This is a genomic window from Brasilonema octagenarum UFV-OR1 (assembly GCF_963888615.1).
In the GTDB taxonomy this organism is placed as follows: domain Bacteria; phylum Cyanobacteriota; class Cyanobacteriia; order Cyanobacteriales; family Nostocaceae; genus Brasilonema; species Brasilonema sennae.
Genome location: NZ_CAWPKW010000302.1, coordinates 1 through 16,515, shown reverse-complemented (window position 1 = coordinate 16,515; position 16,515 = coordinate 1). Strand labels below are relative to the sequence as shown.

6 protein-coding genes are annotated in these 16,515 nt (G+C 41.8%); 2 read left to right on the top strand and 4 right to left on the bottom strand.

Annotation, left to right across the window (positions count from 1 at the left end; all coding sequences use genetic code 11):
• Positions 1-962 precede the first annotated feature (962 nt).
• Both AC5590_RS26390 and AC5590_RS26385 read left to right on the top strand, forming a co-directional pair.
• A complete protein-coding gene (locus tag AC5590_RS26390; protein WP_169266309.1) occupies positions 963-4,691 on the top strand; it encodes an ATP-binding protein in 3,729 nt (1,242 codons plus the stop codon).
• A 663-nt stretch (positions 4,692-5,354) separates the two neighbouring features.
• Positions 5,355-7,544 carry a pentapeptide repeat-containing protein gene (locus AC5590_RS26385; protein ID WP_246162664.1) on the top strand — a complete coding sequence of 730 codons (2,190 nt, stop codon included), beginning with the start codon at positions 5,355-5,357 and terminating at the stop codon, positions 7,542-7,544.
• A gap of 21 nt (positions 7,545-7,565) precedes the next feature.
• Here the strand turns inward: AC5590_RS26385 and AC5590_RS26380 are convergent, their stop codons facing one another.
• The 4 genes from AC5590_RS26380 to psaC form a co-directional block, all read right to left on the bottom strand.
• A complete protein-coding gene (locus AC5590_RS26380; protein ID WP_169266308.1) occupies positions 7,566-11,048 on the bottom strand; it encodes an NACHT domain-containing protein in 3,483 nt (1,160 codons plus the stop codon).
• Between the two features lie 145 nt (positions 11,049-11,193).
• Entirely contained in the window at positions 11,194-12,714 is a 1,521-nt protein-coding gene (locus AC5590_RS26375; RefSeq protein WP_169266307.1) for an alpha/beta hydrolase, read from the bottom strand.
• A 793-nt stretch (positions 12,715-13,507) separates the two neighbouring features.
• On the bottom strand, positions 13,508-15,406 hold the full coding sequence (gene glmS / locus AC5590_RS26370; protein ID WP_169266306.1) for a glutamine--fructose-6-phosphate transaminase (isomerizing): 1,899 nt from the start codon (positions 15,404-15,406) through the stop codon (positions 13,508-13,510).
• Positions 15,407-15,688: 282 nt separating this feature from the next.
• Positions 15,689-15,934 carry a photosystem I iron-sulfur center protein PsaC gene (psaC, locus tag AC5590_RS26365; RefSeq protein ID WP_010997613.1) on the bottom strand — a complete coding sequence of 82 codons (246 nt, stop codon included), beginning with the start codon at positions 15,932-15,934 and terminating at the stop codon, positions 15,689-15,691.
• Positions 15,935-16,515 lie beyond the last annotated feature (581 nt).

Genomic DNA, 16,515 nt, shown 5'->3' with positions numbered 1-16,515 from the left:
TAAGTCACGTGCTTGCTCATGAACGGTTAGTTGCTACTACTAAGTTATAGAACTTGGCACATGGTACAGGAAGCGCTGAGTCAAATGAGGATGTGCATATCTACTACCCTCACTACGTCTTTACCCCGGTCTTAATTTTGGGGGTGCCACGCTCCCGTGTTGTTTATGTGTAGTATTTATGCACTATTGATATCTACCTAATTATAGATTTATTGACTTTGCTCATTAATAAGATACTTAAACAAAGATAAACGATTGTCGCATTCCAAATCATTATAATTCCTAAAGGTTCAATAGCGAATTTTTGGGGTGATAATTAGTGTAGCTGTAGCTATCGATGATGAGTTTCAACACGCTTGAAGATACCAGTGTGGACGCCTACAATACCCTAGGGCAACAAGACAGCAAGCAGTTCGGATGAGAATTTACCTTTCAAAAGAAGTGCGGTGCTACAGGAGGAGAGCCGCTGATCGACTAAAATTTGCACTCGTTGTTAACGCTGGCTCCTGAGTAGTCTCCTTAAAACACGCTACGTGTCCCCCAAGAGGTGCGATCAGCCCCCTTGCTTGACGTTACGCGTATCGCAGCGCGGCTCCCTTCCGCAGGATCGCACTTACTACAGGAGCAATTGCCAAAGCCTTGCTCTGGCCAACGCATACGACTTCCCCATTTATTAGGAGAGCTTTTTCCAAAAATTGGCTGTTGAGTGCAGGGTAAACTCACCTCCAAACTGTCAAGCGGCAAATAAAAATGCCATCACTGTGTTGAGCACTCTTGCTGGCAAAAAATTGTCACTTCAAAGTAGCTCATCTCTAAGCCGTTCAATTTTTGCTCACTATTGCTTTACTCAGTTTTCTTAGAAGATATAGCTTGAAACTTAAACACCCAAAGCTTCTTTGGCAATTAGCTGGTGGTGCCGGAAGCCCAACCCCTAACAAGAGCGACCTCATTGCCATATGTCAATGCTACGATACCCGCTTTCTGACTTTATAGCAACCGTGCCTAGCTGCGTAGAAACAGCTACTCTGGCAACTGTGCTGGAAATTTTTCAACAACAGCAGTGCCATCGCCTAGCAGTTTTAGATAAGCAAAAATGCTTGTTAGGCTTGGTTTACTCTGCCCGTTTGCTACCACAATTGTTGACAGCAGGTCAAGGCAAAGGTGATTCTAACTATTTAGATTTACAGCAACCCCTTTCCACACTCGGTCAAGGGTTAATTAAACCTATACAAACAATACCAGCATCTTTGCGTATAGAGCAATTGAGTTCGTTTCTTGGTTCCCAGCAGATTCAAGAAAACACGAATTTAGATTGGGCACTGGTTGACTCAAATGGCAATTTTTTGGGGCTTGTGGATAGCTTACGCTTGTTGAAACTGTTGACAACACAAAAACTCCAAATTGATACTCATAAGGGGACTAAGCGGACAAATTCAAAGAAAGCACCTCAAAAGTCATCTGTGGATACTGGAGTTAGGGCAACCACTGAGAAAACTCATACAGGCGAGCAAAAACGAGAATGTAAGCCACTTGTACAGTTATTAGAACGCCTGCCTTGGCCTTTAGCGCTACAAACAAGCAACGGCGAAGTCGTGACGCAAAATCCAGCTTGGTGGCAGCAATTGGGAGCATTAAAAGATCCAGAAGGAGTCAGACGACAAGTAGAAACGATTTTGGCAAAAGTCTCCTCCAAGAAATTACAGTACGCGACTCAAACAGCAGCCAAAATTTCTTCTTTTTTGAGCAATAATCAGCATTTTTGTCAAGAAAATTCTTCGTCGCGATTAAGCGAAGTCATCCCAGAAAAAGATGTGTTACCTCGCTCAACACTGGGGGCGGCTCCTGACACTCATACTCATAACCTTCAACAGCAGCCAATAGTTGAAAATCCGGCACCAAATCGCTGCTTTCTAGATAGCCAACAAGGGACTTGTACCTGCATAGTACAAGTGCAAAATGGTCAAGAGCGGGTTTGGCAGTTTGCCAAAATCCCTCTAGATAGTCCTGAATTGAAAGTCCTGAGTACGGATTCAAAAACACCTTTGGCTACCAAAAACTCAGCACTCAATAATGAGTTGTGGCTGATGCTAGCCACTGACGTCACAGAGCAGCAGCAGCTTTCCAAAGAACTGGCGGCGAAAAATGCCGATTTAATTCAACTCAACCGGTTAAAAGATGAGTTTTTAGCTTGTATTAGTCATGAACTCAAAACTCCTCTGACTGCCGTTTTAGGATTATCGCGGTTGCTAGTGGATCAGCAGTTGGGAGAATTAAACGAGCGTCAAGCCCGTTATGCAGGACTGATTCACCAAAGTGGACGCCACCTGATGAGTGTGGTTAATGATATTTTGGATTTAACCCGTATGGAAACGGGACAAATGGAGCTTACGCTCACCAACGCCAATATTCAAAAAATCTGTGAGCGTGCTGTATCTGAGGCAAAAGCTATTCATAGCCAAACTAACAAAGCTTCCTCAAACTCACTCGCTCAAAGTACGCCTCCACAAGAACACCAATTCACTCTCTCAATGGAACCAGGCTTAGAGCAAATTGTGGCGGATGAGTTGCGCTTGCGCCAGATGCTGGTGCACCTGCTTTCCAATGCCTTTAAGTTTACTGAAACAGCTGGTGAAATTGGACTTGGGGTTAGCCGTTGGGAAGGTTGGATTGCCTTTACAGTCTGGGATACAGGTATTGGTATTCCAGAACATCAGCAGCATTTAATCTTTCAAAAATTCCAACAACTCGAAAATCCTCTCATCCGTCAGCATGAAGGAACAGGTTTGGGGCTTGTCTTAACTAGAGCATTAGCTCGTCTTCACGGTGGTGATGTTAGCTTCTTGTCGCGTGAGGGTAAAGGTAGCCAGTTTACACTACTTCTTCCACCCAGTCCTCCCAAAGAGTCGGGGAGATTGGCAGATGAGGAGATGGGAACAATTTCTTTTGCGCCGCATCATCAATCTGCCCGATTAAGCGAAGAAGATGCTGTAAGGGCGTCTACGGCAAACCACCTTGGATCTTATGGGAAAACCCCTGGAGGACGTCTACAACCCATTAACCCAACCCAACCCCACTCGACGACAAGCCTTATACCTGCTGCACGAATCGCGCAAACGGGTATGACTTATGCCAAAGGCACGGCTTTTGCGCCAGGGCAGGTTCCGGGTAACTCCAACAGACAAGGTACGTCAACGCGATACGCAAAGCGTCAGCAAGCGGGCTTATCGCAAACGCAGTCGCCTACACAAGCAAAGCCGTCATTCGATTTGTCTAACCACTCCACGGGCGTCTACGGAAAGTCAGCTTGGGCTTTACGGGAAGCCGCCGTTCAGGCGTCTACAACCCATCAGTTGACTTCTTCTAAATCCCTCGTCTTAGTTGTGGAAGCAGTTGCTCGCTATATTGAGGATTTGACCGAACAACTGACAGGTTTGGGTTATCGAGTTGTGATTGCCCGATCAGGATGTGAGGCTGTAGAAAAAGCTCGACGCTTACAACCCAAAGCTATCTTCCTCAATCCGTTGCTCCCCTTGCTGTCAGGTTGGGATGTACTGACTTTACTCAAGTCCGATGTCGCAACATCTCATATTCCTACCATTGTGACAGCAACAGGAGCTGAAAAAGACCAAGCATTTGCCAACCAAGCAGATGGTTTTTTGAGTTTGCCAGTACAGCATCAAGTCTTAACACCGCTGATAGAAAGTTTATGTACTCCACCAGAACAAAAGCAGCAAAAATCAGATGATGAAGAAATCTTCGCTAACAAAACACCATTAAAAATTTTGAAGTTGGTTCATCCTGATAGTGAATCTTCGACTTCGCAATCGTTACTTGAACAGCATCGGGTTATAGAAGTAGATGATTTGGATCAGGCAGAATTGCTAACTCGGGTTTGGCAGTTTGATGTAATTTTGCTGGATACAGAAATGCCAGCAGCCGAAGCTTTGTTGCAACAACTCTCATCACACCCCCGTTTAGCGAATCTACCGCTTGTCACCTGTAATGCGTCAACCACGCAGGCTGCTTCTGTGATACCTGGGCTTTCTGTGTTTCCTTGCTTAACGCCATTGGACACAGACAAAAATCATAACGGCAGCAAAACAGATGCTTTATTATCAGCTCTGCAAATTGCATCTGATACATGCTACTGCCCACCCAACATCTTAGTGGTGGATTTAGGGATACTGCCAGATTTACCAGATACAACTCACAAGCAGATTAAGGGTTGTCGTACACCAAAAAACTTCTCATTGAATAGCCCGATCGCTGGGGAAAATACTCCGTGTCCTTGGATTATCTCTCGTGGTTCTGAGTGGTTTCAAGCTTTGGTTCAGTACCTGCAAACAGGTGGCTTCAAAGCCTCCATGAGTCGATCTTGGGCAGAACTGCTACAGCAAATTCGCCATCAAAGTGTTGATCTACTGCTCATTTGCCTGGGAGAGTCTAGCATCAACAAAGAGGTGCACTCAGCCCTCAAAGCGTTGCAACAGTTGCCTTTCGACTTACCACCAGTTTTGCTCCTTGATCAGCGGTTAAATTCTGATCAGGTTGAAGATGAGCAAACTCACATTCCCCAATTGGAGTCAATAGAAACTTTAATAAATACTCTTGCCTCCCAAATCTTACCTCGCTCTATATCAATGGAGAACTTACTAAACGAGATTAATAAAACTTTGGAAACTCCAGAGTGAAGACAAGAACACAGAACACAAAATTCAGTTGGGAGGAATGCGTTCCCTGGTGATTTTTTCAGGGGACTTAAACCCTCACTTTTCAAATGTAGACAAATAAAAAAGTTGGACAATTTCAGACTCTGAAACTATATATATATCGTAGAAGTTTAGCAATTGCTGTAAAAATAAAGTTATAGCGGTTCTCGGTTGGGTGCAGTACATTTTTGACCTCTCTCCAAACCTCTCTCCTGCAAGGAGAGAGGCTTTGAGTCTTACTCCCCTTCCTTGGTAGGGAAGGGGTTGGGGGTTAGGTGTGTATTGGACGAAACTGCGAACCGCTATAGACAATAAGTGAGAAGTTTTTAGGATTGTGATTTCAAAAAGCAATAAAAAAGTTTGACAATTTGCGAAAAGCCATTAATCCACAAGGGTTTTGACTGATTGCTAACAAATCAGGTGAATTAGTTGAGCGATCGCCGCTCAATACGGTTCGGTTAAGGAAAGTTATCTGAGCCAGGCAAGCAGGGCAGGCAGGGAGAGAGAAGCTTATTGCGAACCGTATTGGACGCCGCCCGAATAAGTACTGTTGCGAAGCTCTGTGAGAGTTTAGGGTGCCCAATATGCGTAAGAAATGCCAAAAGCGGTAGAAAATAACAGTGTAAGCTCCCTACTAACGCAGTTATGCAGCAGAACTTTTCCGGTCAAAATCTCAGAGGACCCTCTTTTAAAAATCTAGACCTTACAGGTGCTGACTTTAGCTACGCAGATATTCGCAGTACAGATTTTACAGATGCAATCCTCACAGGGACAAACTTTTGTCACGCACAAGCGGGGCTGCAAAGACGTTGGGCTATTTTACTTGTAGTTGTTTCGTGGTTATTGGGGGGAGTAGTAGGATTTTTCTCAGCTAGTGCTGGTACTCTAGTGTCGTTGATACTCGACAGTTCCACCTTAGGAAACCAAGTCGTTGGGTGGACAAGCTTAATTGTACTGATTGTATTTGTTAGAGTTATTATTCGTTTTGGAATAGAAGCAAATATAGGAACTATTGCCGGAGCGTTTGCTATTGCTGTTGCTGGAACTGTAGCGATCGCTGTTGCTGTTGTTGTGGCTGCAAAATATGCCATTGCTTTCGCAGGAGTATTTGCCATTGCCGGAACGTTTACAATCGCAGCAGGGTTTGCTGTCGCTGTCGCTGTTGCTTTTGCCATTGCAAGAGGCTTCGCTGTCGCTGGAGTCTTTGTCTTTGCCATTGCTTTCCCTATTGTTGGTGCGTCTACTGTCGCTTTTCCCACAGGATGGTATGTTGTCGCCTTTGCTGTTGTCTTTGCTGTTGTCTTTTTCTTAGTTGGTACTTACATTGCTTGGCGATCGCAACAGGGAGAAGAAAAATATGCTTCGATACGCAACTTTGCGATCGCCATCGCAGCTTTTAAAGGTACAAGCTTTCACAATGCTGATTTAACAGATGCCAACTTCAGCCAAGCCACTCTTAAAAGTACAAACTTCTGCAAAGCCAAACTCACCCGTACTTGCTTCCAAAAAGTCAAAATGCTTGACCGCGTTCGCGCTGGAACAACGTATTTAAAAAACGCTAAACTACAGCAAGTCTTAATTACAGGACAGGGACAAGAAAAGAAATTTAACAATTTTGATTTACGAGAGGTGAACCTCAAGGGGGCAAATTTAGCAGACGCCAGTTTTATAAGTGCTGATCTGGGCGAAGCCAATTTGCAGGATGCTGATTTATCGAGAGCAAAGCTGGTAAAAACACAGTTAGACGGAACCGATTTGACTGGCTCTACTCTTACTGGGGCATATATTGAAGATTGGGGTATTACTAATAAAACTAAATTTACTGGTGTTAAATGTGAGTATGTGTACATGAGACTGCCTACAAAAGACAACCCCGATCCCGTGCGTAAACCGGATAATAGGCAGGAAGTGTTTGCGGATGGAGAGTTTGGCGACTTTATCAAACCAATTTTCGACACCCTTGATCTTTATCACAATCACGGTGTTGATCCCCGCGCTATTGCGATTTCTCTTAAGCAGTTAGCGGAGGATAATCCGCAAGCAGGACTGCGAATTGTGGGGATGGAAGTTAAAGGTGAAAATAACTTTTTACTACGAGCCAAAACTGCACCAAATACTGATAAGTCCGAACTCAGCGCAAAGTATTTTGAGACTTACAATCAGTTAAAAAGCTTACCACCACAAGAAATGAAATTACTGCTAGCAGAACAGGATAGCAGAATTGTCAATTTAGAAAATATGGTACAAACGGCATTACAAAGTTCTAATTATTATATTGTCAAAACTATTTTGATTTTAGCAGCTAATCCCAAAACGACTTCTTCTTTGAGATTGGATGAAGAGGTAAGAGAAATTGATGCAGGATTGCAACGAGCGAAAAAACGGGAACAATTTGATTTGAAGCAACGCTGGGCTGTACGCATTCGCGATGTTTCCCAAGCTTTATTAGACTTTAAACCGCGAATTGTACATTTTTCTGGTCATGGTTCAGGGGATGATGGTTTGGTGTTGGAAGATCAAACTGGAAATGTGCAACTCGTAGAAGGGGAAGCACTGGCTGAACTATTTAAGTTATTTGCGGATCATGTTGAGTGCGTGTTGCTCAATGCTTGTTATTCGGAAATTCAAGCTTTGGCAATTGTCAAACATATTCCCTATGTTATTGGTATGAATAGGGCGATTGGGGACAAAGCTAGTATTGAATTTGCTGTAGGCTTTTACAGTGCTTTGGGGGCTGGGGAATCAATTGAGTTTGCTTATCAATTTGGGTGTAGCGCTATCCGGCTGATAGGGTACGGAGAACATCTCACTCCTGTTCTAAAAAAGAAGCAATGAATTTGCTGCCATCAATGCAAATCAGATTGACTTTGCAACATACATCCGTAATTTTGTCAATCCTCTTTTCAAAGATTTAAGGATTTGTGTTATGGGGTTAGTACGGGAGTCTCTATGCCAAGCTTGGTAGAATTCAGGGTAGAGTATCTTTTCAGAACAGTGCCAAATTACATCAAAGAAATACTCATTACTAAATTCCTGAGAGTTATTGAAGTAGCCTTTTGAAGCTGCAACCACGTCTAGCGCAGATTTATTGCCTGGGTCAATTTTCTCCAAGCTTTGTGCCGCTTGCCAACGGGCGTAGTAATTGAGATCATTGTTGGACAGCAGTTGCACTAAGGCATCGATTGCTTTTTGATTGCCTGGGTCAATTTTCCCCAAGCTTTCTGCCGCTCGCCAACGGGCGTAGTAATTGAGATCATTCTTGGACAGCAGTTGCACTAAGGCATCAATTGCTTTTTGATTGCCAGTGCCAATTTTCCCCAAGCTTTCTACCGCTTGCCTACGGGTGGAGTCATCGAGATCATTGTTGGACAGCAGTTGCACTAAGGCATCGATTGTTTTTTGATTGCCTGGGTCAATTTTCTCCAAGCTTTTTGCCGCTTGCTGAAGGGCGGAGTAATGGAAATGATTGTTGTACAGCAGTTGCACTAAGGCATCAATTGCTTTTTGATTGCCTGGGTCAATTTTCTCCAAGCTTTCTGCCGCTTGCCAACGGATGTAGTAATCGAGATCATTCTTGGACAGCAGTTGCACTAAGGCATCAATTGCTTTTTGATTGTCAGTGCCAATTTTCCCCAAGCTTTCTGCCGCTTGCCGAAGGGTGGAGTCATGGAGATCATTCTTGGACAGCAGTTGCACTAAGGTATCAATTGCTTTTTGATTGCCTGGGTTAATTTTCTCCAAGCTTTCTGCCGCTTGCCAACGGGTGAAGTCATGGAGATCATTCTTGGACAGCAGTTGCACTAAGGCATCAATTGCTTTTTGATTGCCTGGGTCAATTTTCCCCAAGCTTTCTGCCGCTTGCCTACGGGTGGAGTCATAGAGATCATTCTTGGACAGCAGTTGCACTAAGGCATCAATTGCTTTGGTTCTCTGAGTTTGTTGCAGTGTTCTACTAGCTTCATTTGCAAAGTCATTAGGAAATTTGACCCAATCTCTTTTTTTAGAATCGAAATCACCAAATTCCCACGTTACAATCTGGTTTACAATCTTATCCACTAGCTGCTCATCACATTGTATAATCTCTGCAATTCCAGCCGCAGCAAGAAAATAAGCTCGATACTGATAAAATTTCCCGCACCCGTCTTCAAAGTTTACTAATCTTTGAATAAAATCTTCCTTTTGCTTATTATCTACATCAATGCGCCCCAACCACAGCAAAATCACCTCTCTCCACTGCGGTTCAAAAATTCGATAGCTCTCATCTTTTACAGGTCTATTTTTGTGTTCACTGGGTAGAAAAAAGTCGTAAGTCTTATCTACTGTCGCCGCGAAATATTCCTGAAACGACGGATGGAAAAATGCGTATACTTTTTCGTATGAATTGTTTTCTCCTTCTGTAGGATAGCCTATATCCAACAGCCATCCTAACTTTAACGCCCACAAGAATAAGGAGGATTTTTCGTCATTTGGATCATGGTGGAGATATTTTTTAATAAAACTTTCTCTCAGTCGAAATCGACAATTCACATCATCAATAGCGTGTCTTGCCAGTTCTCCCAACTTCGGATTCAGTTCCTTTCTTATTCCTTCTGGAATCTGAAATTTTGAATAAACGTCCTTTTTCAGTTGATTGTAATTGTCTACAAGGAATTGATAGAAATCAGCCTTTGTATTGGGCAATCTCTGTGAATTTTCACTCCAAATATGACACAATAGTGTTAACCGTAAAGGATTTGTGACCAAGTCTCGCAAACGTTCCCGACTATCTTCTTTTAATTTATCTTGTAACTTCTTTCCGTCTGGATTGTCTTCCCCAAACCAATTTTTAATAAATTGATGTACTTGTTCAGGGTAATGAAAATCTAGAGTGCGGTAAACATCAAAATTTTTACCATCCTTTTTATTTTCTTTAATGAGAAAGTCTTTTTGTAATTCCCACAGATTTAAACGACAACTCAGCACTACTGTTATTTTATCAGTCCATGTTTTATCTAGCTGTTCTCCGATTTTTTTCAAGGAATAACTGACTGCCATTTCGTCAGCCCCATCTAACATTAACCATAACTGACCACTTTCAATAACTTCTTCATAAAAAAGATCCTGCAATGTTTCAGACGTTTTTTGTGGAGCCTGAAATGCATCTGTCAGCCATTTTTGTGATAAATACCGATACAGCCAACCTGGATCATTGAAACCTTGTTCTTCCACTGAATTATTTTTAACATCTGCCAGAGAAATCCAAATCGGTAAGCCTTCCTCCTGTTCTATAACCCAATCAGCAATCTTTTGTAAAAAAGTAGTTTTTCCACCTCCTGGATCGCCAACAATTACTAGTCGCTTTCCTTTACTTTTGCTACTGTTTTTTTGCTGCAAAACTTGGGTAAAAAATTCATCATTAACAAACTTTTTTACGATTTCTTCTTTATCAGGTTGATTGAAATTCGACTTTTCGGGATTGACTAAATCTTGATTAGCCCGGCGTTTTGCATCAGATTTACGTTCTACCAACCCTAAAGAAACGTAAATATCCTTAAGCAGGTTTTTGCTATTATTTGTTAAAGTTTTAAGGTTAGCAGGTTCTAACCGCTCACGGCATAATTTAAACCGCCAAAAGTAGTAAGCTATCGGAATATCAAGAGCACATATAAACTTTTTATTCTCCTGCTTATCTTCTAGTTGATTACTACCATATTCAATCGCGTGATCAAATGACAAAAAACCATTTTTTCTGGTAAAATTACTGTCTTTAAGAGTTGTACTAAAGGCAAACCCTGTACATTCAACAGCTAAGTAGTATGGATTCATTGTGCCCCAAAAATTTCGAGCGGCATCTAAATCTGAAACAGGATCTGGCAGTTTTCCAGAGTTCTTCCAAAAATCATTTTTCCTTCTGCGATCGCTCTTTTTCCAATCACGTAGTCGATGAGTGAGAGATACGGCTGCTAAAGCATGACCATCCAGTAAAATTAAAATTGGTAATAAATCATACTTCCAACAAATGGCACAAAACAGAATTGCCAAATCCAGGCAAGTTCCTTCCTTTCCATGAAGAATTTCTTCTGGTGTTCTGATTTCTTGTTCGTCGTTATTAGATAATAAAGAACCTTTATGTAAGTTATAGCTCAACTTGCTGTCACATAAAGCGTTATAAATGTTTTCTACTAACTTGGGGCGTTTTTCAATAGTTTGATAATCATTACTATTAGCAAGTACATGGTTAGATGCATTAGCTTTGTTAATAAACTCCTTAACCGCTTTTGAGTATTTATAAAAAATGACGTACTTAGCTAAATCTATACGTTCTTCCTCTTTACTTTTCTTCCACAACAATTGTCCCATTACATTCTCCAACTACTATAAAAGGTAAGCGCTCAATAATCTGGGGTAAATCGCTCAGTGACAAGCCTCAGATAGCGTAAAATCGTTCCCGATCTGGTAGTCCGTCCCGATTTATTGAACGGATACTATAAAAGTGCAATTTGCCTTATTCCATCACTTGAAATAAACTATGTAAAGCATTTGGTGCAGACTCGTGTACATCTTTTGCATCCACTTCCAAACGGTACAATCCAGGCAGTAGTTTATTAGGTTCTAGAATCTTCTTATATTGAGTATCGTGTTTTTGGTCAAAATATTCTACTACGGTTTTTTGTTCTCCGTTTACGTTTACTGGTGTAATAATTGCGCGTAACCCACCAAAGTTTCCAGTTTCTTCCAAAATATCAGACTTAACATTAATAATTTCCGCACCCAATGTGACTTCTTCATCACGGAGGTACAAGTCATCAACACTGAGACTAATACCGGACTTTTGTGGCGCAGACTCAATGGTTTGAGGATTGTTAAAGTATTCTTCTAGATGTAGAGGATTTTGCGATGCGATTAAGCAAGGCTTCAGCGAATTCTCCCACAAGTGATCACTACTTTGCAACGAACCATGAAGCTCAATAAAAGATACCTGTGATGTCTGAGAAAGTTCCTTTGGTATTGCAGATAATAGCGGTACGGTGTCATCACCAGTTGCGTAACTAGGATGAAGAAGGGATTCTTCATTTTCTTGATTTGGTAGTTTATTGCTGGCTTTTAAAAGGCCATTGGAGAAGGTTGCAGATTGGAATGTGTCTTTTTGCCCTATACCGATTATTGGCGTAAAGGTATAGGCACCTGCATTCTTGGGTAACTCAATACATTTCAGAAACTTTCGCCCCTCTATTGCTCGCTCTTTTACCACACCAGGTATACCATCAATTTCCGCTATCCGTTGCCAATTGCCATCAATGTTCACTACTGGATACGTTGGCAGCAATTGATACACTGAGGTAAAGGATCGCAAGACTTCCCTCCAATGCGTCAAAGCAGCTAGTCGATCTATTAGCCAGCTATTTTTTAGGTAGCCATTTGCCAGATAATCCAGTATTTTTACAGAACCACGATACGGAGTGCCTAAAGTCACCAAAAGCTTGCAATCTTTACAACCTCCTTCATGTTCCACATAATAACGGGAAACTAACCCTCCCATACTATGAGCAATGAGAATTACTTTTGCGTGAGGATTCATCCTTTCTCGCCATATACGTAATTTTTTGTCAATCAGCTTCTTTAATAACCTAGCTGCTACCCGATTATCCCGTCGCCAGTCATAAGCAAACTCGAAATAGTTCGCGGGTTTATCCTCGTCTACCTTGCCAGGAGTGACAGCAAAGTTTTCGGTTAGTTGATCGCGAATATAGGAGTAACCGTCAATAAGTTTAAAAAATCCAGGAACCAAACTTGCACGCTGAACTAAACCTGTTGCTTTAATACCATCGTCTAAATAATCTCTTTCAATGTCATCTTCTTGTAGAGTCAAATCTTTTAACCCCGAATGTACCCTAAGTGTCTCACCAATAGCGCTCAACAATACTTGATATGGTGGATTCCAGATATCTTTACCATCTTTTTGCAGCACGCTGCCCGTAATTCCAGGTACCAGCACTACTATATCCTTCATCAGTTCTTTAGCCATTCGCCTACACTCCTCATTGATGATTTCTGTTTGGTTGCTCTACTTATAGTAATAAGTGTATTTTCTTTATTGATATGCAGTCAGATGCATAAGTTCTCATTTTGCAGATTTACTCAAAAAAATCCATAACCTTCTGTTGTGTTACTGAACAGGTGTTCTAATAACACCGTTAATTATTTTTAGGTGTAGGTTTTTTAGGTAGTAACGTAAGTCATTTTTACATAATTGGTTCCGAAAATCTACTTAAAGAGAGTAAATATAGTAAAAATCAATCTTTAGATAGAAGAAAAATTTTAAAAAAATACAGCCAATAATTTATATAGGTGCAAGCAAAACTAACTTATACAGTTTTGAAGGAATTTTGTAATACAACTTTACAAAATAGGCAATTTAGGTATGATGCAGGCGCGACACTTTTTGAGTGACATGATTGTACTTTTTCAATGTCGCACCCCGATACCGATATGGTAAAAATCCCTCGTGCTTTGTAGGAACGTTTAACCGATACCTTGGGCTATGCTGCCTAAATGGATAAAGTCGAGTTCAGAGGTTATTGTTCAACCGCTTTATATATTGTTGAATCGAATTATTTATTAGACCTCTTGCATAAATACTTAAAATGTCATGTTGAGCGGAGCGAAACATCTCGCGAGATTCTGAGGCTTCGCCACGCCAAGGCGAACACTGCACTACGTTTCGTTCAGAATGACATCCCCAACTTTTGGACTTTTGCAAGAGGTCTATTGTTTAACCGAATTATTCCTCCACAATAATTTTTTTAGCTGAAATAATATTATTCAACCGTCACAGACTTCGCTAAATTCCTAGGCTGATCAACATCCAAACCGCGAAGTGCTGCAATGTGATAAGCCAACAATTGCAGGGGAATAACTGTAAGAATTGGAGAAAGCAATTCATCAACTTTGGAAACTGGGATAAAGTCGTTAAAGATTTCCGCTGCTTCTCCCTGACTTAAAGGAGTGACACCAATTAGGCGAGAATCACGCGCTTTGGCTTCTTGGGCGTTAGAAATGACTTTTTCGTAAACACTTCCGGGCATGGCGATCGCCACAACCGGCACTTTCGCATCCAACAAAGCAATCGGTCCATGCTTCATTTCTCCAGCCGGATATCCCTCTGCATGAATATAACTAATTTCCTTTAATTTCAAAGCTCCTTCTAAAGCAATTGGGAAGTTAATTCCTCTTCCCAAAAAGATAAAATCTTGAGTTTCTGCAAACTCATGAGCTAATTGTCCAATAGAATCCTCTTGTTTTTCCAAAGTTGCTTCAATTTCACCTGGGATTTGCCGCAACCCGTCAATAATCTCTTGCAATTTCGTTATAGAAATGCTGTTGCGAAGATATGCCAAATCTAATGCTAATGCATAAAATGCCATCAACTGAGCAATAAAAGTTTTCGTTGCCGCGACTCCAATTTCAATTCCCGCCAGAGTATTAATAATTTGAGATACCATATGACCCAGAGTACTTTCTGGGCGATTCGTAATTCCTAATAATCGTGCTTGATATTTTGGTTCTTTATCCTGACGACGTTCTTTTTCCATCGCCAAAGCTGCTAACGTATCAGCAGTTTCACCAGACTGTGTAACACCAATCGTCAGAGTATTTGGTGTCAGGGGTGAAGGTGCATAACGATATTCGGAAGCATAATGCACTTGCGTAGGAATTCCCGCTAGTTGTTCTATTAAATATTTACCTACCAATGCTGCGTGCCAACTCGTACCGCAAGCAACAATTTGAATTTGTTCTAAGTTAGCGTAAATCTCTTCTGGTAAACCAAGCTTAACTGGAGAACTGGTTGAATCACCAACATTCCAATCAGCACTGAAGTAAGCATCCAAACAAGCCCGTACAACCCCTGGTTGCTCATAAATTTCCTTGAGCATGAAGTGCTTGAATCCCTGCTTTTCCACCATCGTGGGATTCAAGTTAAGCAGGCGAGGCTGTTTTTTCACCCTTTCACCTGCAAAGTTGTAAACCTCAACACCCAGAGGTGTCAGACGTGCCAATTCCCCATTGTCTAGAGGTAAAACCGCACGGGTATGAGAAATAATGGCTGGTGTGTCGGAAGCACAGAAGAATTCCCCTTGCCCAAAACCAATCACCATAGGTGCTTGTTGTCGGACGACAATGAGTTCGTCGGGGTAGTCAGCACTGATGAGTGCGATCGCAAACGCCCCCCTAAGTTTATGAACAGTATCCCGAACAGCCTCAAGCAAGAGAGAAGGACAGAAGGGAGAAACAGAAGGGGGATGTTTGAAAAACTCAGCAATCAGGTGTGGGATAACCTCAACATCAGTCTCTGAGAGAAACTGGTATCCTTTGTGTTTCAGTTCCTCGCGCAACTCACTGTAATTTTCAATAATCCCATTCACCACCACCGCGATTCGCATAGCCCCATCCATATGGGGATGGGCATTATACACTTCTGGCTTACCATGAGTTGCCCAGCGAGTGTGACCAATACCAATTTGAGAGGGTGTTTCTACTTGTTCTAGCTTAGAACGCAGATTATAAAGTTTACCCTTTGCCCGCACACAATTCACCTCACCTTCCCATATCGTGGCGATTCCCGCAGAATCGTATCCCCGATACTCTAGTTTTTCCAGCCCAGATAGCAAAATTTCTGTTGCTGCTTGAGTGCCAATATACCCAACGATTCCGCACATTTGATCACACCACTCTTGTATAGGAGTAATACACACAGTATAGTCAATAGCACAAAGGTAGCATTTTGGCAAAAAAATGACTTTGTTGTATACAGGGAACAGTGAACAGTTACCAGTTACCAGTGAACAATTGATCACTGGTAACTGGTAACTGATAACTGATAACTGAAAATTGCAGGCTGGACATGACTCACCATTGTTGTAAATGGTACGTAATGCCCAGCCTTCACTACTAATAAGTGCTTGCTATCGAGATAATGAATTGCGTTCCAAAGGGAAAATTTAGTAAGCCAGACCCATACTGCGAGTCGTTTCAGCTCCTAAATAAACGCGGATGCTTAAAAAGTCAGTAGGACAAGCCGTTTCACAGCGCTTACAGCCCACACAATCTTCTGTGCGGGGAGAAGAAGCGACTTGAGCAGCTTTGCAGCCATCCCAGGGAACCATCTCTAGTACGTCAGTCGGGCAAGCACGAACGCATTGTGTACAGCCGATGCAGGTATCGTAGATTTTTACGGTATGAGACATTGAAATAAAGCTCCTTTGAGAGAGTTTTTCTGGTTTGAAAGAATCATAATCATGGCTTAGTTTACCGCAGTGGCTGATCGTCCGTAATTAAAAGGCTACATAACTTTAAAGAATGTAATAAGCACCTTCAAATTGCAGTTAAGCTATTGTGCATTTAAATGAGGATGTATTGCGTAGCTCTAATGACTGTCTGGCATGGATTTGGTGATGATGAGTTTTGAGTTTTGGATTGCCTAAGTTGAGTATTTAGTCTTATATCAATCTCCTTTCAAGCATCAGCTTTTTGAGATCGGCTCGCATTATATAGACATATGAATAAAAAGTCAACCACAAGGAGTGCTTGGCACGGTTCTCATCCTCCCACTTGCAGCCTGATAGATAGGGCTTGAGTCTACTGACAGAATAAGCTATATACAGTGGAACCATCCCAATGCGTGTGAACTGCATTTGGCTTCAATTTGAACATTTAGGATGGTTCCAATACAGTGACAAATTCTTGAACAGACGATGACTTCAATATTGGGAAAAACAATATGTGGACGCTACCGCATTATCCGACAGATAGGAAAAGGAGGGTTTGG

What these genes read in the sequence shown, in the direction of transcription:
- psaC (WP_010997613.1), bottom strand. Translation starts at nt 15,934, where the DNA reads ATGTCTCATACCGTAAAAATCTACGATACCTGCATCGGCTGTACACAA.
- glmS (WP_169266306.1), bottom strand. Translation starts at nt 15,406, where the DNA reads ATGTGCGGAATCGTTGGGTATATTGGCACTCAAGCAGCAACAGAAATT.
- AC5590_RS26380 (WP_169266308.1), bottom strand. Translation starts at nt 11,048, where the DNA reads ATGGGACAATTGTTGTGGAAGAAAAGTAAAGAGGAAGAACGTATAGAT.
- AC5590_RS26385 (WP_246162664.1), top strand. Translation starts at nt 5,355, where the DNA reads ATGCAGCAGAACTTTTCCGGTCAAAATCTCAGAGGACCCTCTTTTAAA.
- AC5590_RS26375 (WP_169266307.1), bottom strand. Translation starts at nt 12,714, where the DNA reads ATGGCTAAAGAACTGATGAAGGATATAGTAGTGCTGGTACCTGGAATT.
- AC5590_RS26390 (WP_169266309.1), top strand. Translation starts at nt 963, where the DNA reads ATGCTACGATACCCGCTTTCTGACTTTATAGCAACCGTGCCTAGCTGC.